Here is a 19,096-nt window from a genome sequence, read left to right on the forward strand (position 1 = left end):
TTTGCCATCCTCGAATTTGGCAATCGGCGCGCACTGGCGCGACCCGGCAGTGTCCTGCTTAGCGTAGCGAAGTCGTTCGAAAGGCTTCGCCTTTCGTGATCCCGAAAATCGGAGATTTTCGGACGACAGGGCTCGGAGGACGAACGAAGTGAGTCCTCCGGTAGTCGCGCCGATGTGCGCGAGGGATGAGCATCGCAGCGTAGCGAGAAGCGCAAGAGGCTGGGGAGGGGTGAGGCCCGCGGTCGCGGGGCGGTGCGGGACAGATGTGACGGCAGTAGCTAGCTCAGATTCGGTCCCGTTCCCGAACTCACCCTGTCCAAAACCCGCCAATTGCCGGTCGTACGGGACCCTGATGCCGGACCAGGAGAGGAGAATCTATCGCGACCCGCCCTGTCGACCCCGATACCATCTCCGGAGTCGATCGCTACCGATCAGACTAACGACCGCTACGACGACTGCGATAACGGCCCAGGGGTCGACAGCGGCACCGAGAAGCGACTTTCCGGGAAGATAGCCGTTCGCCATCACAAGTTCGAGCCCGTACCCGCCGAACACCACCGCCACCGCAAACGCCTCGAGACGATACTCAGTCGATCGGACGTAGCGGTAGGCGACCGCGGCGACACCGACGACGCTCACCAGCGTCGTTAGCGAGATCCAGACGAGCGCGGAGTCGACCATTAATTCCAGCCCGATAATCCAACTCCGTTGATAATAATCTTTCGGGGCAGACACGGAGAACACACGCTTCAGGTCGATCAATCGCTCCCGGCTGGCCCCGACTGCGGACTCGTATCGCTAGTGCGCGAGAACTCACGACGGCAGCCGAACGCGCGCCGGCGATCCGGAGGAGTAGGTTTCAAACCCCCGCGATACCTACCCCGTAGTAATGGGAAACACGGACCTGCGCCAGCTCGCGGTACTAGAGGAGGTCCCCTTCGAGGAGCTCGACGGTAACACCGTCGCTGTGGACGCGCACAACTGGCTCTACAAGTACCTCACGACCACGGTCAAGTGGACGAAGGACGACGCGTACACCACCGACGACGGCACCGAGGTCGCCAACCTCATCGGGGTCGTCCAGGGGCTGCCGAAGTTCTTCGAGAACGACCTGACGCCCGTCTTCGTCTTCGACGGCGCGGTCACCGACCACAAGACCGCCGAGATCGAGCAGCGCCGCGAGGAGCGCGAGAAGCGCGAGGAGCAGCTGGAGGCGGCCCGCGAGGAGGGCGACGCGGTCGAGATCGCCCGGCTCGAGGCCCACACCCAGCGGCTGACCGCCACCATCCAGGAGACCACCCGCGAGCTGTTCGACCGGCTCGACGTGCCGTACATCGAGGCGCCCGCGGAGGGCGAGGCCCAGGCCGCGTACATGAACCGCACCGGGGCGGTCGACTACTGCGGGACCGAGGACTACGACGCGCTCCCGCTGGGCGCGCCGCTGACGCTGCGCCAGCTCACCAGCAAGGGCGACCCGGAGCTGATGGACTTCGAGGCCACCCTCGAGAAGCACGACGTGACCTGGGAGCAGCTGGTCGACATCGCCATCCTCTGCGGCACCGACTTCAACGAGGGCGTCCCCGGCGTCGGCCCAAAGACCGCGCTGAAGGAGGTCAAGGAGTACGGCGACATCTGGGGCGTGCTCGAGAATCGGGGCGAGAGCATCGACAAGGACGTCGACGTCATCCGCGAGCTGTTCCTGAACCCGACGGTTTCGGACGACTACGCGTTCGACACCGAGATGGACCCGGACCTCGACGCGGCCCGAGAGTACGTCGTCGACGAGTGGGGCGTCCACGCCGACGAGGTCGAGCGCGGCTTCGAGCGCATCGAGGAGTCGGTGGTCCAGACGGGGCTGGACAAGTGGACGTAGCGGCCCGGGGGCAGTGTCGCTTCAGGAGTCATTGACCGTTACGAACTACGGCAGGAATTTCTGCTTGAATCTGATTCGCTAGCTACTGCCGTCACATCTGTCCCGCACCGCCCCGCGACCGCGAGCCTCACCCCTCCCCAACCGCTTGCGGTCCTCGGTCGCTACGCTCCCTGCGGTCCTCATCCCTCGCACGACGATGGCGGCCCACGAGGGGCCGCCAGCGCGCGCCAACTGCTGGATTATCGAGTACCTGCAAAACGGTGAAAACCCGCCCCGCGAACAGACCAAGGTTTATAGCCGAGAGCGCGCGACTCCGAGACATGACCGACGTCGAGTCGACCGAGCGCGGACCGACCCCGGAGAGCCCTCCCCCGATTGGCACGTCGCGGAACGCCTTTAGGTTCCGGACGCAAACGACGAATCGATGACACGGGTGATACACACGGGGGACACCCACCTCGGGTACCGCCAGTACCACTCCCCCGAGCGACGGGCGGACTTCCGCCGGGCCTTCGAGCAGGTCGTCGACGACGCCATCGCCGAGGACGTGGACGCCGTCGTCCACGCCGGCGACCTGTTCCACGACCGTCGCCCCGACCTGGACGCTCTCCACGGCACCATCTCGATTCTGGGCAAGCTCCGGGACGCCGACATCCCCTTCCTCGCCATCGTCGGCAACCACGAGGGCACCCGCGGGCGCCAGTGGCTCGACCTCTTCGAGATGCTGGGGCTGGCCACCCGCCTGCGCGACGACCCCGAGGTCGTCGGCGAGACCGCCTTCTACGGGCTCGACCACGTGCCCCGGTCCAAGCGCGACGACCTCGACTACGCGTTCGACGCCCACGACCAGCCCCACGCCGCGCTCGTGAGCCACGGGCTGTTCAAGCCCTTCGACCTGGGCGACTGGGACGCCGAGGAGGTGCTGACCGAGGCCGACGTCGACTTCGACGCGATGCTGCTCGGCGACAACCACGACCCCGGCGTCAAGGAGGTCGCCGAGACGTGGGTCACCTACTGCGGGTCGACCGAGCGCTGTAGCGCCGACGAGCGCGAGGACCGCGGGTACAACATCGTGGAGTTCGACGGCGACGTCACCATCACCCGGCGGGGGCTCGACGTCACCCGCGACTTCGAGTACGTCGAGGCCGACCTCGCGGAGGGCGAGGGCATCGACCGGGTCCGAGAGAAGCTCCGGGAGCGGGACCTCGAGGACGCCGTGGCCATCGTCGACATCGACGGCGAGGGCGAGGAGGTCACGCCCGCCCGGGTCGAGGAGTTCGCGCTGGACCGGGGCGCGCTCGTCGCCCGGGTGCGGGATCGCCGCGAGATCGAGGAGGACGATGGCGAGGTCGACGTCTCGTTCGCCGACCCCGACGACGCCGTCCGGGAGCGGGTCCGCGACCTCGGCCTGAGCGAGGCCGCCCGCGGCATCGACGAGACGGTCCGGGCGAGCAAGATCGCCGACTCGAACGTCCGGGAGTCGGTCCGGAACCGCGTGAGCGAACTGGTCGAGGACGGCGACCTCGCGTCGTTCGAGTCGGCGCCCGCGGAGACCGACGAGGCTGACGACGGAGCCGGGCCGGGCACGGACGAGGACGGAGCGGCCCCGCGGGACCAGGAGCGCAGCGACGCCGCGACGCCCGACGAGCACGGGGACGGGGAGCGCGCGCCCGACCCGAACGACCCCGAGGCGGTCGAGGCGGTCGCGGAGGCCGCGGCCGACGCCGATGTCGCGGCGGACGCCGAGGCCGGCGGTGAGACGGAGACCGTGGCCGACGGCGAGGCTACGGACGCCGAACCCCCGTCGGACGCCGAGGCCGGCGACGCCGGGTCCGAACCGGGGTCGGACGACGGGACACCCGAACCCGGAACCGACGACGCCTCGTCTGGCGAGACCGACACCGCGGACGGGACCCTGGAGGAGTACCTGTGAAGTTCGACCGCGTCCGCCTCCGGAACTTCAAGTGCTACGCCGACGCCGACCTCGACCTCGACCCGGGCGTCACCGTCATCCACGGGCTGAACGGCAGCGGCAAGTCCTCGCTGCTGGAGGCGTGCTTCTTCGCGCTCTACGGCGCGAGGGCGCTCGACCGCACGCTCGACGACGTGGTGACCATCGGCGAGGAGGAGGCCATCGTCGAGCTGTGGTTCACCCACGACGGCGGCGCCTACCACGTCCGGCGGCGCATCCGGGCGACCGGCGAGCGCGCTACGACCGCCGAGTGCGTGCTGGAGACGCCCGAGGACACCGTGGAGGGCGCCCGCGACGTCCGCGAGGAGATCACCCGGCTCTTCCGGATGGACTCGGAGGCGTTCGTCAACTGCGCGTACGTCCGGCAGGGCGAGGTCAACAAGCTCATCAACGCCACGCCGGCCCAGCGCCAGGACATGATCGACGACCTGCTCCAGCTCGGCAAGCTGGAGGAGTACCGCGAGCGCGCCAGCGACGCCCGGCTGGGGGTCACGTCGGTGCTCGACGACAAGGAGGGCCGGCTCGCCGGGCTCGACGACCAGATCGAAGAGAAGGAGGACAAGAACCTCCACGAGCGGCTGAACAACCTCAGGTCGAAGCTCGCCGACACCCAGAGCGAGATCGAGCGGTTCGAGGACAACAGGGAGACCGCCGAGGAGACCCGCGAGCAGGCCGTCGAGGTGCTGGAGAGCTACGAGGAGAAGCGCGAGGAGCTGGAGTCGCTGACCGAGGACATCGAGGAGCTGGAGGCCGAGATCAGCGAGACCGATCGCGAGCGGGCCGACCACGGCGAGCGGGTCCGGGAACTCCGCGAGCGCATCGAGCGTCTGGAGGAGACGGTCGCGGAGCTGCTGGCCGAGACCGAGCTCGATTCGGCCGACGCCGACGCCATCGAGTCCCGACTCTCCGAGCTCGACGAGGACGACGAGGCCCTCGCCGAGGAGCTCGGCGACGCCCGCACCCAGGCCCAGATGTTCGACAACCAGGCCGGCAACCTCGCCGAGCGCGCCGAGGAGCTGGAGGCCCGCGCGGCCGAGAAGCGCGAGCGCGCCGACGAGCTCGCCGGCGAGGCCGACGCGGCCGAGGCCGACCTCGAGGAGTACCGCGAGAAGTTGGAAGCGCTCGGCGAGCAGATCGAGGCCGAGAAGGCGGCGTTCGAGGACGCCCCGGTCGCGTTCGGCGAGGCCGACGCGCACCTCGACGAACTCGAGGAGGAGCTCGCCGACCTCCGGGAGCGCGAGCAGGAGCTGACCGCCGAGCTCACCAGCCTCCGGGACGCCATCGAGGAGGCCGAGGCGCTGCTGGAGGAGGGCAAGTGCCCCGAGTGCGGCCAGCCGGTCGAGGACTCCCCGCACGTCGACTCGGTCGACGAGGACCGCGAGCGCGCCGCCGAGCTCGAGGCCGAACTGGAGTCGGTCCGCGAGGACCGCGAGGCGGTCGAGGACGACGTCGAGGCGGCCCAGCGGCTCCGCGAGGCCGAGCGCACCGTCGAGAGCAAGCGGGAGAACCGCCGGAACGTCGAGCAGCTGGTCGAGAACAAGGAGGCCGCCGTCGCCGAGAAGCGCGAGGAGGCCGTGGAGCTACGCGAAGAGGCCGACGAGCTCGCGGCCGACGCCGAGGACAAGCGAAGCGACGCCGCCGACCTCCGGGAGAAGGCCGAGGAACGCGAGGCCCGCGTCGAGGAGCTCGAAGCCGAGCGAGAGGCCATCGCGGCGAAGCAGGAGCGCCTCGAGGAGATCGAGTCGGTGCGCGAGCAGATCGCCGACGCCGAGGACGAGGCCGAGCGCCACCGCGAGAAGCGCGCCCACCTGGAGGCGGTCAACGACCAGCGCCGGGACCGCCTCGCCGAGAAGCGCGAGCGCCGGGCCGACCTCCGCGAGAGCTACGACGAGCAGAAGGTCGAGTCCGCCCGCGAGGACAAGAAAGAGGCCGAGGACTACCTGGAGAAGGTCGCGGTGAAGCTCGAGGAGCTCGAGGAACGCCGCGACAACCTCCAGAGCGCCGTCGGCGGCGTCGAGAGCGAGCTCGAGGAGCTCGAGAACCTCCGGGAGAAGCGCGACGACCTGGCCGAGCGCGTCGAGGCCCTGGAGTCGCTCCGGGAGGAGACCGAACAGCTCCAGCGGATGTACGGCGACCTCCGGGCCGAGCTCCGCCAGCGCAACGTCGACCAGCTCGAGTCGATGCTCAACGAGGTGTTCGACCTCGTCTACCAGAACGACTCGTACGCCCGCATCCGGCTCGACGGCGAGTACGAGCTGACCGTCTACCAGAAGGACGGCGAGCCGCTCGACCCCGAGCAGCTCTCGGGCGGCGAGCGCGCGCTGTTCAACCTCAGCCTCCGGTGCGCCATCTACCGGCTGCTCTCGGAGGGCATCGAGGGGACCGCGCCGATGCCGCCGCTCATCCTGGACGAGCCGACCGTCTTCCTCGACTCGGGCCACGTCTCGCAGCTCGCCGAGCTCATCGAGTCGATGCGGACGCTCGGCGTCGAACAGATCGTGGTCGTGAGCCACGACGACGAGCTGGTGGCGGCGGCCGACGACGTGGTGTACGTCGAGAAGGACGCGGTGTCGAACCGCTCGACCGTCGAACGACGCGACGCGCTCGTAGAAGCCGCGGACTGAACGCTATTCCCGCCGATTCTTCCCGTTCGCAGCCTCGCCGGTGAGGAGTGCGAGTCCCTCCTCGGCTCGGTCGGTCGCCGCATAGCCGCGCTCGCCCATCACGTCGGCCTCCTCGACGAGGCCGGCCGCGCGGAACTCGGTGAGCACGCCCAGCAGGTCGCTCTCGCAGAGGTCGGTCGCGTCGAGCAGGTGGCGGACCGAGTGGGGGCCGCGCTCGCGCAGCTCGACGAGCAGTCCCAGCGCGCGCTCGTCGGGGGTCGCGGTCAGGACCCGCCGGGCGGGCTCCGGGACGGCGCGGGCCGCGGTCGCCAGCGGCGACTCGCCGGCGGCCGGTTCGAGAGCGTCGCGGTCGCGGTAGCTCTCCTCGCCGGTCTCGGGGTCCCGGACCTTGCAGGCGTCGCCGGACTCCTTGACGAGCAGGTAGACGGTCCCCGACTCGTCCCGGACGGTTCGCATGGGCCGGCGTAGGGCCGTCGCGGGGTTAGTCGTTGCGGAGTGGCGGAACGGGAGGAATTCAGGCGAGCATCGTCGGAGTCAGACGCGCCGTCGACACGCTCGGCGTCAGTCCTCTGCGTGGGCCTCGTCGGCGCCGTCTTTCTCGGAGTCGACGGTCTCTCCTCCATCGGTGCCGTCGGCGTCGGCGGTCGCCCGCCGGTAGCCGTGCCACCCGCGGGCGAACGCGAACGCGCCGACGACGAACAGCCCGCCCCCGATCTTCCACTCGCCCTCGAAGCCGACGAGCATGAGCCCGAGGCTCATCCCGAACAGCGCGACGTTGAACAGCAGCACCAGCGACCAGAACTGGCGGCGCAGTTCGGTGTCGGCGTCGTCCGCAGAGAACTCCGGGACGCTCGGCGGGTCAGGGGCGAGCCCCTCGGAGGGGTCGTCCGGGAGCAGGTCGGCCTCCGGGCCGGGGCGGTCCTCGGGCAGCAGTTCGCCGGCCGAGTTGTCGGGCTCGTCCGGCGTCGGGTCGTCAGGCGGCACCGTTCGACTGTGGAGACGGCACGTGGAAAAGCGCTTCGTCCGGGCGGCGTCAGACCTGCTCGCTGAGCGTGAGCGGTCGGCCCGCCTTCAACCACGCCAACGGGTTGTCCGCGTCGTAGAATACGACGCCGTCCTCCGTCTCGTAGGACTCGACTGTCGCCTCCCCGTCGTCGGGTTCGGGAAGTGCCGCTCGCGCACGGTCCAGCTCGTCACCGGTGTCGACGTGGTCGGACATTGGCGTCACCTCTTCCTTTGGTATGTGTTAGCATGATATATGTCTTTCCTTCGCGGTAACCGCCCTGCGGGCCGCCGCGTTCCCGCGCAGGCCGGCGCGTTCCCCCGCGGGCCGGCGAAAGCGAGGGTTTTTAGCCGAATGCCCCAAACCCCGAATACATGAGCGATCCGGGGTCTACGACACTCACAGACTTCTCCGACGCCGGTGCGGGCGCCGACCGCGACGTCGCGGCAGAGGCCCGCGCCGTCGCCGGCGGCGACCACCAGGCCGCCGACGCGGTGGTCGGCGACGACGACTGGCTCCCCGACCCCGACGGCGAGATCGAGCTGTCGGTCGTGCAGGTCGACTACACCGTCGAGGGGTCGGGCGACGACGAGCGCCCGGTCGTCCACGTCTTCGGGCGCACGCGCGACAACGTCCTCGAACACGTCCGCGTCGTCGGGTTCCGTCCGTACTTCTACGCGCCGACCGCGTCGCTCTCCGGGCCGCCCGAGGAGGAGTACGACGTCCTCACGGGCAGCGAGACCACCGACGAGAACGGCGAGCCCTACGAGAGCATCCGGGGCGAGCGCCTGACCAAGATCTTCGGCCGGACGCCCCGCGACGTCGGGAACGTCCGCGACGAGTTCGACCACTACGAGGCCGACATCCTCTTCCCCAACCGCTTCCTCATCGACAAGGACATCAAGGGCGGCATCCGCATCCCCGAGCGCCGCGACGACGAGGGCGACCTCTACTTCCACGACGGCCTCGACGAGCTCGAGCCGGTCGACGTGCAGGCCGACCCCCGGGTCCACTACTTCGACATCGAGGTCGACGACCGGTCGGGCTTCCCCGAGGAGGGCGAGGAGCCCATCATCTGTCTCACCACGTTCGACTCCTACACGGACAAGTACATCGCGTGGCTCTACGACGCGCCCGTCGGCGACGCAGCGGTGCCCGAGGACCTCTCGGGCTACGACCCCATCGAGGAGGCCGACATCGAGGTGCGGTCGTTCGACGACGAGCGGGAGATGCTCGCGGCGTACGTCGACTACATCGAGGACACCGACCCCGACATCCTGACGGGCTGGAACGCCGACGACTTCGACGCGCCGTACCTGCTCGACCGGCTCGGGGAGCTCGACGGCCCCCACGAGTACGACCTCTCGGTCGAGCGGCTCTCGCGGGTCGACGAGGTGTGGCGCTCGGACTGGGGCGGCCCGTCGGTCAAGGGCCGGGTCGTCTTCGACCTGCTGTACGGCTACAAGCGGACCCAGTTCTCCGAGCTCGAGTCCTACCGGCTCGACGCGGTCGGCGAGGTCGAGCTCGGCGTCGGCAAGGAGCGCTACCCGGGCGACATCGGCGACCTCTGGGAGGACGACCCCGAGCGCCTGCTGGAGTACAACGTCAGGGACGTCGAGCTCTGCGTCGAGCTCGACCGCAAGCAGGACATCATCTCGTTCTGGGAGGAGGTCGCGTCGTTCGTCGGCTGCAAGCTCGAGGACGCGACCACGCCCGGCGACGCGGTCGACGTCTACGTCCTCCACAAGGCCCACGGGGAGTTCGCGCTCCCGTCGAAGGGCCAGCAGGAGAGCGAGGACTACGAGGGCGGCGCGGTGTTCGAGCCCATCACCGGGGTCAAGGAGAACGTGACGGTGCTCGACCTCAAGTCGCTGTACCCGATGTCGATGACCACCATCAACGCCTCGCCCGAGACCAAGGTCGACCCCGCGGAGTACGACGGCGAGACGTACGTCGCGCCCAACGGCACCCACTTCCGGAAGGAGCCCGACGGCATCATCCGGGAGATCATCGACGAGACGCTCGCGGAGCGCGAGGAGAAGAAGGCGCTCCGGAACGAGCAGGAGCCCGACACGCCCGAGTACGAGCGGTTCGACCGCCAGCAGGCCGCGGTGAAGGTCATCATGAACTCGCTGTACGGCGTGCTGGGCTGGGAGCGGTTCCGGCTCTACGACAAGGCGATGGGCGCCGCCATCACGGCGACCGGCCGCGAGGTCATCGAGTACACCCAGGAGACCGCCGAGGGGATGGGCTACGAGGTGGCCTACGGGGACACCGACAGCGTCATGCTCGAACTCGGCGTCGGCGTCTCGAAGGAGGAGGCCGTCGAGCAGTCCTTCGAGATCGAGGAGCGCATCAACACCGCCTACGACGACTTCGCGCTCGAGGAGCTCAACGCCGAGGAGCACCGCTTCCAGATCGAGTTCGAGAAGCTCTACCGCCGGTTCTTCCAGGCGGGCAAGAAGAAGCGCTACGCCGGCCACATCGTCTGGAAGGAGGGCAAGGACGTCGACGACATCGACATCACCGGCTTCGAGTACAAGCGCTCGGACATCGCGCCCATCACCAAGACGGTCCAGAAGGAGGTCATCGACATGATCGTCCACGGCGAGGACTTGGACGAGGTCAAAGAGTACGTCCACGACATCATCGAGGACTACCAGGCCGGCAACGTCGACCTCGACGACGTGGGCATCCCCGGCGGCATCGGCAAGCGGCTCGACGCCTACGACACCGACACCGCGCAGGTCCGGGGCGCGAAGTACGCCAACCTGCTGCTGGGCACCAACTTCCAGCGCGGCAGCAAGCCCAAGCGGCTCTACCTGGACGGGGTCCACCCGGACTTCTGGCGCCGGATGGAGGAAGAGGAGGGGTTCGACCCCGCCGGCACCTCGAAGGCCGACCGGCTCTACTGCGAGTTCAAGCAGGAGCCCGACGTCATCTGCTTCGAGTTCGCCGACCAGGTGCCCGAGGAGTTCGAGGTCGACTGGGACAAGATGCTCGACAAGACCCTCCAGGGCCCCATCGAGCGCATCCTGGAGGCGCTGGGCGTCTCGTGGGACGAGGTGAAGTCCGGCCAGGAGCAGACCGGGCTCGGCAGCTTCGTCTGAGCGCTACCGTCGCGTCGAGTGACAGGCCTTCTCATTCTGGAAAGTATTTTTTCGTCTCCGCGAAACCATTTACGTGGGAATGCGAAAGCATTATGGGTCGGACAACCCTTTCTCCGAACGACTTAGGTGAACCTACAATGGCAACGCTAGAACTCAAAAATCTACACGCGGAAGTCGTGGAGGCCGACGAGAAGATCCTCAACGGCGTCGATCTCGAGGTCGAGTCCGGCGAGATCCACGCCCTGATGGGACCGAACGGGAGCGGGAAGTCGACGACCGCGAAGGTCATCGCGGGCCACCCGGCCTACGAGGTGACCGACGGCGAGGTGCTGCTCCACCTCGAGGACGGGGAGTTCGGCGACGAGGTCGACATCCCCGAAGACATGCGGACCTGGGACCTGCTCGACCTCGAGCCGAACGAGCGGGCGGCGCTGGGCATCTTCCTCGGCTTCCAGTACCCGGCCGAGATCGAGGGCGTCACGATGGTCAACTTCCTCCGGCAGGCGCTCAACGCCAAGCTCGAGGAGCGCGAGGAGCTCTTCGAGGACGAGGAGGAGGCCGAGGAAGAGGACGACGAGGACGCGGGCTACGACACCAGCCCGATGGAGGGCCCCGCCGACGAGGGCGAGGTCGGCGTCGCGGAGTTCCAGCAGATCCTCAGCGAGAAGATGGAGCAGCTCGACATGGACGAGAAGTTCGCCCAGCGGTACCTCAACGCGGGCTTCTCCGGCGGCGAGAAGAAGCAGAACGAGGTGCTCCAGGCCGCCATCCTCGAGCCGTCGATCGCGGTGCTCGACGAGATCGACTCCGGGCTCGACATCGACCGGCTCCAGGACGTCTCGAACGGCATCAACGCCCTGCGCGACGAGCAGGGCACCGGCATCCTCCAGATCACCCACTACCAGCGCATCCTCGACTACGTCGAGCCCGACCACGTCCACGTGATGCTCGACGGCGAGATCGCGAAGAGCGGCGGCGCGGAGCTCGCCGAGGAGCTCGAGGACAAGGGGTACGACTGGGTCCGCGAAGAAGTGTACGAGGCCGCGTAAGGTGATAGCATGAGTTCCGAACAAGACCAACTGAAAGAGACAAACACGGAGGAACGCTTCGCGTTCAAGAAGGAAGAGAGCGCGGCGGTCAGGTCCGACAAGGGGCTGACCGAGGAGGTCGTCCGGCTCATCAGCGAGGACAAGGACGAGCCCGACTGGATGCTCGAGCGCCGGCTGCGCGCGCTTGAGCACTACCAGAACATGCCGATGCCGACAGACTGGCCGGGCCAGCCCGACCTCTCGGAGCTGGACGTCGAGGAGATCGTCCCGTACATCCGCCCCGACGTCGACAAGCGCGAAGGCGCGGACAGCTGGGACGACCTCCCGGAAGACATCCAGGACACCTTCGAGAAGCTGGGCATCCCGGAGGCCGAGCGCAAGGCCCTCTCCGGCGTGGGCGCCCAGTACGAGTCGGAGGTCGTCTACCAGAACATGCAGGAGCAGTGGGAGGAGAAAGGGGTCATCTTCATGAACATGGACGAGGCCGTCCAGGAGCACCCCGAGCTCGTCAAGGAGCACTTCATGACCTCCTGCGTGCCGCCGTCCGACAACAAGTTCGCGGCGCTCCACGGCGCCGTGTGGAGTGGCGGCTCGTTCGTGTACGTCCCGGAGGACGTCACGGTCGAGATGCCCGTCCAGGCGTACTTCCGGATGAACTCCGAGGGCATGGGCCAGTTCGAGCACACCCTCATCATCGCGGAGCCCGGCAGCGAGGTCCACTACATCGAGGGCTGCTCGGCCCCGAAGTACGGCACCCACAACCTCCACTCGGGCGGCGTGGAGGTCTTCGTGAAGGAGGACGCCCACGTCCAGTACTCGACGGTGCAGAACTGGTCGAAGAACACCTTCAACCTCAACACCAAGCGCGCGCTGGTCGAGGCCGGCGGGCGCATGGAGTGGGTGTCGGGCAGCATGGGCTCGAAGGCCACCATGCTCTACCCGTGCTCCATCCTCAAGGGTCGCGGTGCGTCGGCGAACCACATCAGTATCGCGTTCGCGGGCGAGGGCCAGGACATCGACACCGGCGCGAAGGTCTACCACAACGCGCCCCGCACCAACTCCACCATCGAGTCCAAGTCGATCTCGAAGGACGGCGGTCGCACCAACTACCGCGGCCTCGTCCACATCTCCGAGGGCGCCACCGACTCCTCGACGTCGGTCGAATGTGACGCGCTGATGTTCGACAACGAGAGCACCTCGGACACGATGCCGTACATGGAGATCGACGAGAGCACCGTCGACGTCGCCCACGAGGCGACCGTCGGCAAGATCGGCGACGAGGACGTCTTCTACCTCCAGTCGCGTGGACTCGACGACGACGACGCCAAGCAGATGATCGTCTCGGGCTTCATCGAGCCCATCACCGAGGAACTGCCCATCGAGTACGCCGTCGAACTCAACCGCCTCATCGAACTCGAAATGGAGGGGAGTCTCGGATGACCGCGGCGCAGGTTCACGAGACCATCTCGGAGGAGACCGTCCGCCAGATATCCGACGAGCTCGGCGAGCCCGACTGGCTGCTCGAGACCCGGCTCGACGCGCTCGACGCGCTGAGCGAGCTGGAGATGCCCGACGTCATCCGGACGCCGGGCCGCGACTGGACCAACCTCGACGCGCTCGACTACGAGAGCTTCGTCGACCCGCTGAACGCCGCCGAGGAGAAGGACCAGGTCGGTCCCGAGGACGCCGAGGTCCTGCCCTTCGCGGAAGCGGTCGAGGAGCGCGAGGAGCTCCTGAAGGAGCACTTCGGGTCGGTCGTCGACCCCCAGGAGAACTACCTGACCGCGCTGTCGACCGCGCTGTTCAGCACCGGCACCGTGGTCTACGTCCCGCGGAACGTCGACGCCGAGGACGTGACCATCCGGACCACGCAGAACTCCCAGTCGCTGTTCAACTACACGCTGGTCGTCACCGAGCAGTCGAGTTCCGTGACCATCCTGGAGCGCCAGGACACGGGTGAGGACGTGGACGGCGACCGCTACTACAGCGGCATCGTCGAGGTCGCCGCCGGCGAGAACAGCCACGTCCAGTACGGCTCGCTCCAGGACCTAGACCAGGAGACGTACAACTACACCCTCAAGCGCGGCGACGCCGACGACTACGCCACGGTCAACTGGATCGAGGGCAACCTCGGCTCCCGGCTGACCAAGTCGTCGGTCGAGACCGAGCTCAACGGCGAGGGCTCGGAGACCAAGACGGTCGGCGCGTTCTTCGGCCACGGCGACCAGCACTTCGACGTCGCGGCCCGGGTCTGGCACAACACCGCCCACACCACCGCCGACCTCGTCACCCGGGGCGTGCTCGACGACGAGGCCCGGTCGGTGTACGAGGGCGTCCAGGACGTCGGCCGCGACGCGTGGGACACCAACTCCTACCAGCGCGAGAACACCCTGATGCTCTCCGACGAGAGCGAGGCCGACGCCTCGCCGAAGCTCATCATCAACAACCACGACACCGAGGCGAGCCACTCGGCGACCGTCGGTCAGATCGACGAGGAGGACATGTTCTACATGACCTCCCGCGGCGTCGACGACCTGACGGCCCGCAACATGCTGGTCGAGGGCTTCTTCGTCCCGGTGCTCGAGGAGGTCGAGGTCGAGGAGCTCCGCGAGGACCTCCAGACCCGCATCGCCGAGCGGCTCCGGACGTAGACCCGCTCGCCCGCTTCCGTTCCTTTTTCGCGATCGGTCGCACCCGGCAGTGACTGCCGGCGGACCAAACCTGTTAAGTCGCCGTACTCCCGACTATCCCCTGATGACTGTCGTATCGAGGGACGAACGCGGGTGGTCGAGATGACCGTCAACGACCGCGTCTCGTCAGACACCCAGCTCGCCCGCCTGCTCCAGATCGGAGTCGTCCTGGAGGAGGTCGTCGAGGTCCGGGCGGCGCGCCACTACGACACGCTCTCGCCCGAGGAGCGCGACGACGCCATCGAGGAACTGCTCGAGGACGCCCGCGAGGAGTCGGCCGAGCACCGCGAGCAGCTCGAGGCGCTCATCGACCGGTTGGACGCCGAGGCGGTGCCCGTCGAGGAGGTCCAGGCGCTGGTCGAGAGCACCTACGCCCAGACCGGTCCGGAGGACTTCGACGGCGTGCTCTACGACCAGCTCCACGGCGAGGAGACCGCCTACAAGTTCTACGACGACCTGATCGACGCCATCGAGGCCAGCGACGCGGAGTACGGCCTCGACCGGGATGAACTGCTCGCCACCTTGAAGGCGATTCGCGAGGAAGAGGCCGACGGCGTCGAGGAAGTGACCGCGGTCATGGAGGCCCGAGAATGAACACCGCTGACCAGTATCTGAAGGCGATCTATCTCGTGCAGCAGATGGAGAACGGACCGGCCTCGACCGGGGCGCTCGCCGACCGGCTCGACGTGAGTCCCGCCAGCGTCAACGAGATGATCGGCAAGCTCCAGGACCGGGGCCTGGCCGACCACGAGAAGTACAAGGGCGTCACCCTCACCGACGAGGGCATCGAGCAGGCCCGCGACGCCCTCCAGACCTACTGCATCATCGAGCGGTTCCTCTACAACGTGCTGGAGGTCGAGGAGTTCCCGAGCGAGGCCAAGGCCCTGGAGAGCGTCATCGACGAGACGGTCGCGGAGCGACTCGACACCATCATCGACCGCGAGCCCCAGTGCCCGGACTGCTTCGACGCCGAGGCCGACATGTGCGCCGAACTGGTCCAGCAAGAGGGCGAGGCGGACTAGACCGCGGAGCGATTCTATTGTTCTCGGACGTGCGATTCGAGATTTGAAGTCGAAATAGTCACAATTCCCCCGCATGGAGTGCCCGACGTGCGGGGCCCCGTTCGACTCCGAGCAGGGAATGCGGATTCACTACGGCCACACCCACGAGGGAAACCTGCCGAACCGCACCTGCAAGGGCTGCGGAACGGAGTTCTACGACCCGAAGTCGCGACTGACGTTCTGCGACGACTGCGATCCGAACGGCGGTGAGAACAACGGGAACTGGAGGGATGCGAAGAAGGACTCCGAGTGTCGAAACTGTGGCTCTCTGTTCGAGTACTACCCGTCCGAAAAGGACGGAATGAACTGCCCGGACTGCGTTTCGGACGCCAACGGGTTACTTCCGGACAATCCGGCGACGAGGGATAGAGTTTCGACTGCGTGCACATTCTGCGGTGTGGACATCGAGGCCCGTCCATCTCGCGTGGAGAAGCGAGAGCGAGGTGTCTTTTGCGATCTGGACTGCTACGGCGCGTGGCTATCCGAAAACGTCGTCGGTGAGCAGCACCACCAATGGGAGGGTGGCGAACTCAATTACGGAGAATCGTGGTGGCGAATCAGACGTAAAGCGTTAGAGCGAGACGACTACACGTGCCAGAACTGTGGGAAGACCGCCGATGAAATCGGACGGAACCCGGACGTTCATCACGTCGAACCCGTCCGAAACTTCGAACGAACGCAGCGAGCCCATACTCTGGATAACGTGATCGCCCTCTGTCGAAGCTGTCACCGGAACGTGGAAGCAGGGAACGCCAGCGTTTCCGTTCCGTCAGCCGAAAAGTAACACTATTGTACGAGCAAAAGCTACGAGTCACTGCATCCCGTCGTAGTCCCGTGGTGTAGTGGCCAATCATATGGGCCTTTGGACGTATCGGGTTACGAGTCGATACGGAGGACAGCCCATGACGGCGGTTCGAATCCGCCCGGGACTATCTTCTCGCGAACGTCGGTGAGCGAGAGATATCTGCGGATTCGACGCCCAGAGGACGAGAGGATTCGAGTCCTCGCGGTTCGAATCCGCCCGGGACTATAGACGATTCTGCCTCCCGTGAACCCGCCCGGGAGCATCCGCTCCGACCCCGCGGGCCGCACCTCGAACCGCGGACTCCCGACCGAGACGAGCTATAACTACCCGGCGAACGAGGAGCAGGTATGCCCGACCGAACCGTAACCGTCGACGTCGTCGTGGTCGGCTGCGGCCCCGGCGGCGCCGTCCTCGCGTACCTCCTCGCCCGCAGCGGCGTCGACGTCGCGCTCGTCGAGCGGGCCGCCACGTTCGAGCGGGAGTACCGCGGCTTCGGCTGGAACCCCGGCGTCGTCCGGCTGTTCGACGAGATGGACGTGCTCGACGACGTCCTCGATCTCGCCCACGAGACCGTCACCGAGGGGGCGTTCTCGCTCTACGGCCGGCGGGTCGCGCTGGTGGACTTCGACCTGCTCGACACCAACTACCCCTACGCGCTCATGATGGAGCAGCCGGCGCTCCTCGAGTACCTCGTCGAGCGCGCGAGCGAGTACGACGGCTTCGCCTTCTACCCCGCCACCACCGTCACCGACCTCCGGACCGACGGGGCCGGGGTCGTCCGGGGCGCGGCGGCCCGCGACCGGGAGGCCGACGAGGAGGTGGCGTTCGAGACCCGGGTCGTCGCGGGCGCCGACGGGCGGTACTCCACCGTCCGGACGAGCGCCGGCGTCGACCCCGGCCTGTTCGACTCGCCCGTCGACCTCGTCTGGTTCAAGCTCCCGGCCGGCGCCGTCGACGCCCCGGCCCAGGGCCGCATCGACCGCGACGGCGTGCTGGTGTACTTCGGTCTGGGCGCCGGCGAGCTCCAGGTCGGCTACCCGGTCCGGGCCGGCGAGTGGCAGTCCGTCCGGGAGGCGGGGTTCGACGCGTTCCGGGACCGCGTGGCCGCGGTCGACCCGAGCCTCGGTCCCGCCATCGACGCCCACCTCGACGGGTTCCGGGACACCACGCTGCTCGACGTCGCGCCGGGCGTCGCGCCGACCTGGACCCGGGACGGGCTCGTGCTGCTCGGCGACGCGGCCCACACCGCGAGTCCCATCGGCGCCCAGGGCAACCCCCTCGCCGTCGAGGACGCGGTCGTCGCCCACGGGCTCATTACCGATGCGCTCGCCGACGGGGAGGGACCGCTGTCCGCGGAGACGCTCGGGGCCTTCGAGGCGCGGCGGCGGCCGACCGTCGAGGAGGTCATCGCGCTCCAGCGGCGGGCCGCCCGCGGCCTGGCGCTCTGGCTCGACTACGGCCGGTACGTCCCGCCGTGGCTCGTCCGGGGGTCGGCGACCGTCCTCGGCCGGTCGCTCCCCCGGTCGCGCCTGGTTCGCGGGTCGGTCGAGTCGTTCGCGCTCGGCGACCGGTCGGTCTCGGTCGCCCGCTCGCGCTTCGCGGACTGAGGCGCTCGACCGCCGCGACTGCGTGAGCGCGAGCCGAACCAGCTCGGCCGCTCCGCGGTCCGTAAAGTAATTCTATCGCAGGACGGAAGTTCGTATGTGCGACTACCATCGACGCTGCGACCGGAGGCGGCCGAAGTCGCCCGGGCCGGGCCGCGGTTCCGGGGTTCGGCACGGCCGCTCTCGGTCGGCCTGGTACTGCTGCTCGCCCTCGCCGCGGTCCCGCGGGCCTCCGCGCACGGCGGGACCCACTCGTCGGGGCTCTCCCAGTGGCACGGACTGGCCGTCGTCGCGCTCGGGGTCGCCGGCCTGGTCGGGAGCGTCCTGCTGAAGCGGCGGGGCCGGCTCAGACCGACGACCGCGCTCTACGGGGTGCTGGCCGGCCTCGTCGTGGCCGCGTTCGGGACGGTCCTCTGGGAGGGGCTGCTGGGCGACCCCAGCTACACCGCACAGTCCATGCCGTTCCCGCGGTCGTGGTACCGGCCGCTGTCGCTGTCGGTCGGGCTGGCCGTCTCGGTCGCCAGCCTCGTGGTGGGGTGGCTCCGGTGGCCGACCCGGCCCCGGTACACGTTCCTCGGCATCCTGATGGGGCTGTGGATCTCGTACCCCGAACTCGTCCCCGGCCCCGCCGGCTACACCCACCCGCTGGGCTACCTCGTCGTGCTGGCGACGCCGGTGCTCGTGGGGTACATCGTCTGGACCGACGCCGGCGACGTGCTGGCGAGCGTGCTGCGCGACCCGGTCGCCCGCCGGTTCGGCCTTGGCGTCGGCCTGGTCGTCGCGGTGTTCTTCATGGCGACAAGCGGGTTCGTGACCGTCTTCTGGGAGGAGGGCGCGCCCCACGAGACCACGGTCGAGGTCCTGCCGGTCGTCTACCAGCTTGTCCAGTGGCCGACACTCGAGGTGGCGCTGCCAGACGTGCCGCTGTTCTTCGCGTTCTCGGCCGGTATCGCGATCGTGGTCGGGTTGCTCAGCGGTCTCATCGGGCTGAACGCCGCGCTCATCGCCCGCCAGTGGCGCCTCGGCGAGCGGGCCGGCGGCGTCGAGGGCACCGCCGGCACCGGCGTCGTCGTCGGCTCCTGCACCTGCGGGTGCTGCGGGCCGCTCGTCGCGAAGGTCGCCGTGCTGGCGGCCGGCCCGTCGGTCGCGGCGCCCATCTACTGGGTGTTCGTCGACACGGCCTCGCCGCTGAGTTCGCTGTTCATCGTCGCCAGCGTCGTCCTGTTCACGGCCAGCCTGGTCTACTCGGTCGAGTCGGCGCGCCGGGTGGGCGGGCAGTCGGCGTCGGGTCTCGCGGCCGACTGA

Annotated in this window: 16 protein-coding genes and 1 tRNA gene; 13 read left to right on the top strand and 4 right to left on the bottom strand. The window is 68.2% G+C overall.

Annotation, left to right across the window (positions count from 1 at the left end; genetic code table 11):
* Positions 1-375: 375 nt before the first annotated feature.
* Entirely contained in the window at positions 376-681 is a 306-nt protein-coding gene (locus ACQUQF_RS13560; RefSeq protein ID WP_435179633.1) for a hypothetical protein, read from the bottom strand.
* Between the two features lie 208 nt (positions 682-889).
* Here ACQUQF_RS13560 and fen point away from each other — a divergent pair, with 208 nt between their 5' ends.
* From fen to rad50, 3 genes are all read left to right on the top strand, one after another.
* Positions 890-1,873, top strand: coding sequence for a flap endonuclease-1 (fen, locus tag ACQUQF_RS13565; protein ID WP_435179634.1), 984 nt, complete (start codon positions 890-892; stop codon positions 1,871-1,873).
* 424 nt (positions 1,874-2,297) lie between these two features.
* Entirely contained in the window at positions 2,298-3,806 is a 1,509-nt protein-coding gene (gene mre11 / locus ACQUQF_RS13570; protein ID WP_435179635.1) for a DNA double-strand break repair protein Mre11, read from the top strand.
* On the top strand, positions 3,803-6,469 hold the full coding sequence (rad50, locus tag ACQUQF_RS13575) for a DNA double-strand break repair ATPase Rad50 (RefSeq protein WP_435179636.1): 2,667 nt from the start codon (positions 3,803-3,805) through the stop codon (positions 6,467-6,469). Before mre11 ends, rad50 begins: the two co-directional genes overlap by 4 nt.
* Positions 6,470-6,472: 3 nt before the next feature.
* Here rad50 and ACQUQF_RS13580 read toward each other — a convergent pair whose 3' ends face one another.
* The 3 genes from ACQUQF_RS13580 to ACQUQF_RS13590 form a co-directional block, all read right to left on the bottom strand.
* The gene (locus ACQUQF_RS13580; RefSeq protein ID WP_435179637.1) at positions 6,473-6,925 is read right to left on the bottom strand and encodes a DUF7346 family protein; all 453 of its coding nucleotides are present in this window, start codon (positions 6,923-6,925) and stop codon (positions 6,473-6,475) included.
* A 105-nt stretch (positions 6,926-7,030) separates the two neighbouring features.
* Positions 7,031-7,453 (bottom strand): DUF7322 domain-containing protein, encoded by a 423-nt coding sequence (locus ACQUQF_RS13585; protein WP_435179638.1) that lies wholly within the window; start codon positions 7,451-7,453, stop codon positions 7,031-7,033.
* Positions 7,454-7,502: 49 nt separating this feature from the next.
* Complete coding sequence (locus tag ACQUQF_RS13590; protein ID WP_435179639.1) at positions 7,503-7,688, bottom strand: DUF7331 family protein; 186 nt, start codon at positions 7,686-7,688, stop codon at positions 7,503-7,505.
* Positions 7,689-7,846: 158 nt separating this feature from the next.
* Here ACQUQF_RS13590 and ACQUQF_RS13595 point away from each other — a divergent pair, with 158 nt between their 5' ends.
* The 10 genes from ACQUQF_RS13595 to ACQUQF_RS13640 all read left to right on the top strand — a co-directional run bounded on the left by ACQUQF_RS13595 (position 7,847) and on the right by ACQUQF_RS13640 (position 19,096).
* Complete coding sequence (locus ACQUQF_RS13595; RefSeq protein WP_435179640.1) at positions 7,847-10,582, top strand: DNA-directed DNA polymerase; 2,736 nt, start codon at positions 7,847-7,849, stop codon at positions 10,580-10,582.
* A 137-nt stretch (positions 10,583-10,719) separates the two neighbouring features.
* Positions 10,720-11,631: an ABC transporter ATP-binding protein gene (locus ACQUQF_RS13600; RefSeq protein WP_435179641.1), complete on the top strand. Its 912-nt coding sequence runs from the start codon at positions 10,720-10,722 to the stop codon at positions 11,629-11,631.
* Between the two features lie 9 nt (positions 11,632-11,640).
* Positions 11,641-13,071, top strand: coding sequence for a Fe-S cluster assembly protein SufB (sufB, locus tag ACQUQF_RS13605; RefSeq protein ID WP_435179642.1), 1,431 nt, complete (start codon positions 11,641-11,643; stop codon positions 13,069-13,071).
* Entirely contained in the window at positions 13,068-14,282 is a 1,215-nt protein-coding gene (gene sufD / locus ACQUQF_RS13610) for a Fe-S cluster assembly protein SufD (RefSeq protein ID WP_435179643.1), read from the top strand. The genes sufB and sufD overlap by 4 nt, the downstream gene beginning before the upstream one ends.
* 141 nt (positions 14,283-14,423) lie before the next feature.
* Positions 14,424-14,915, top strand: coding sequence for a ferritin-like domain-containing protein (locus ACQUQF_RS13615; RefSeq protein ID WP_435179644.1), 492 nt, complete (start codon positions 14,424-14,426; stop codon positions 14,913-14,915).
* On the top strand, positions 14,912-15,343 hold the full coding sequence (locus tag ACQUQF_RS13620) for a metal-dependent transcriptional regulator (protein WP_435179645.1): 432 nt from the start codon (positions 14,912-14,914) through the stop codon (positions 15,341-15,343). The genes ACQUQF_RS13615 and ACQUQF_RS13620 overlap by 4 nt, the downstream gene beginning before the upstream one ends.
* Positions 15,344-15,416: 73 nt before the next feature.
* Complete coding sequence (locus ACQUQF_RS13625; protein WP_435179646.1) at positions 15,417-16,166, top strand: HNH endonuclease; 750 nt, start codon at positions 15,417-15,419, stop codon at positions 16,164-16,166.
* Between the two features lie 44 nt (positions 16,167-16,210).
* A tRNA-Gln gene (locus tag ACQUQF_RS13630) sits at positions 16,211-16,314 on the top strand.
* Between the two features lie 220 nt (positions 16,315-16,534).
* Positions 16,535-17,794, top strand: coding sequence for an FAD-dependent monooxygenase (locus ACQUQF_RS13635; RefSeq protein ID WP_435179647.1), 1,260 nt, complete (start codon positions 16,535-16,537; stop codon positions 17,792-17,794).
* A gap of 96 nt (positions 17,795-17,890) precedes the next feature.
* Complete coding sequence (locus tag ACQUQF_RS13640) at positions 17,891-19,096, top strand: hypothetical protein (RefSeq protein ID WP_435179648.1); 1,206 nt, start codon at positions 17,891-17,893, stop codon at positions 19,094-19,096.

Origin of the sequence: Halorussus sp. AFM4 (genome assembly GCF_051194995.1) — an archaeon.
Classification (GTDB): domain Archaea; phylum Halobacteriota; class Halobacteria; order Halobacteriales; family Haladaptataceae; genus Halorussus.

What these genes read in the sequence shown, in the direction of transcription:
- ACQUQF_RS13560 (WP_435179633.1), bottom strand. Translation starts at nt 681, where the DNA reads ATGGTCGACTCCGCGCTCGTCTGGATCTCGCTAACGACGCTGGTGAGC.
- fen (WP_435179634.1), top strand. Translation starts at nt 890, where the DNA reads ATGGGAAACACGGACCTGCGCCAGCTCGCGGTACTAGAGGAGGTCCCC.
- mre11 (WP_435179635.1), top strand. Translation starts at nt 2,298, where the DNA reads ATGACACGGGTGATACACACGGGGGACACCCACCTCGGGTACCGCCAG.
- ACQUQF_RS13580 (WP_435179637.1), bottom strand. Translation starts at nt 6,925, where the DNA reads ATGCGAACCGTCCGGGACGAGTCGGGGACCGTCTACCTGCTCGTCAAG.
- ACQUQF_RS13590 (WP_435179639.1), bottom strand. Translation starts at nt 7,688, where the DNA reads ATGTCCGACCACGTCGACACCGGTGACGAGCTGGACCGTGCGCGAGCG.
- ACQUQF_RS13595 (WP_435179640.1), top strand. Translation starts at nt 7,847, where the DNA reads ATGAGCGATCCGGGGTCTACGACACTCACAGACTTCTCCGACGCCGGT.
- ACQUQF_RS13600 (WP_435179641.1), top strand. Translation starts at nt 10,720, where the DNA reads ATGGCAACGCTAGAACTCAAAAATCTACACGCGGAAGTCGTGGAGGCC.
- sufB (WP_435179642.1), top strand. Translation starts at nt 11,641, where the DNA reads ATGAGTTCCGAACAAGACCAACTGAAAGAGACAAACACGGAGGAACGC.
- sufD (WP_435179643.1), top strand. Translation starts at nt 13,068, where the DNA reads ATGACCGCGGCGCAGGTTCACGAGACCATCTCGGAGGAGACCGTCCGC.
- ACQUQF_RS13615 (WP_435179644.1), top strand. Translation starts at nt 14,424, where the DNA reads ATGACCGTCAACGACCGCGTCTCGTCAGACACCCAGCTCGCCCGCCTG.
- ACQUQF_RS13620 (WP_435179645.1), top strand. Translation starts at nt 14,912, where the DNA reads ATGAACACCGCTGACCAGTATCTGAAGGCGATCTATCTCGTGCAGCAG.
- ACQUQF_RS13625 (WP_435179646.1), top strand. Translation starts at nt 15,417, where the DNA reads ATGGAGTGCCCGACGTGCGGGGCCCCGTTCGACTCCGAGCAGGGAATG.
- ACQUQF_RS13635 (WP_435179647.1), top strand. Translation starts at nt 16,535, where the DNA reads ATGCCCGACCGAACCGTAACCGTCGACGTCGTCGTGGTCGGCTGCGGC.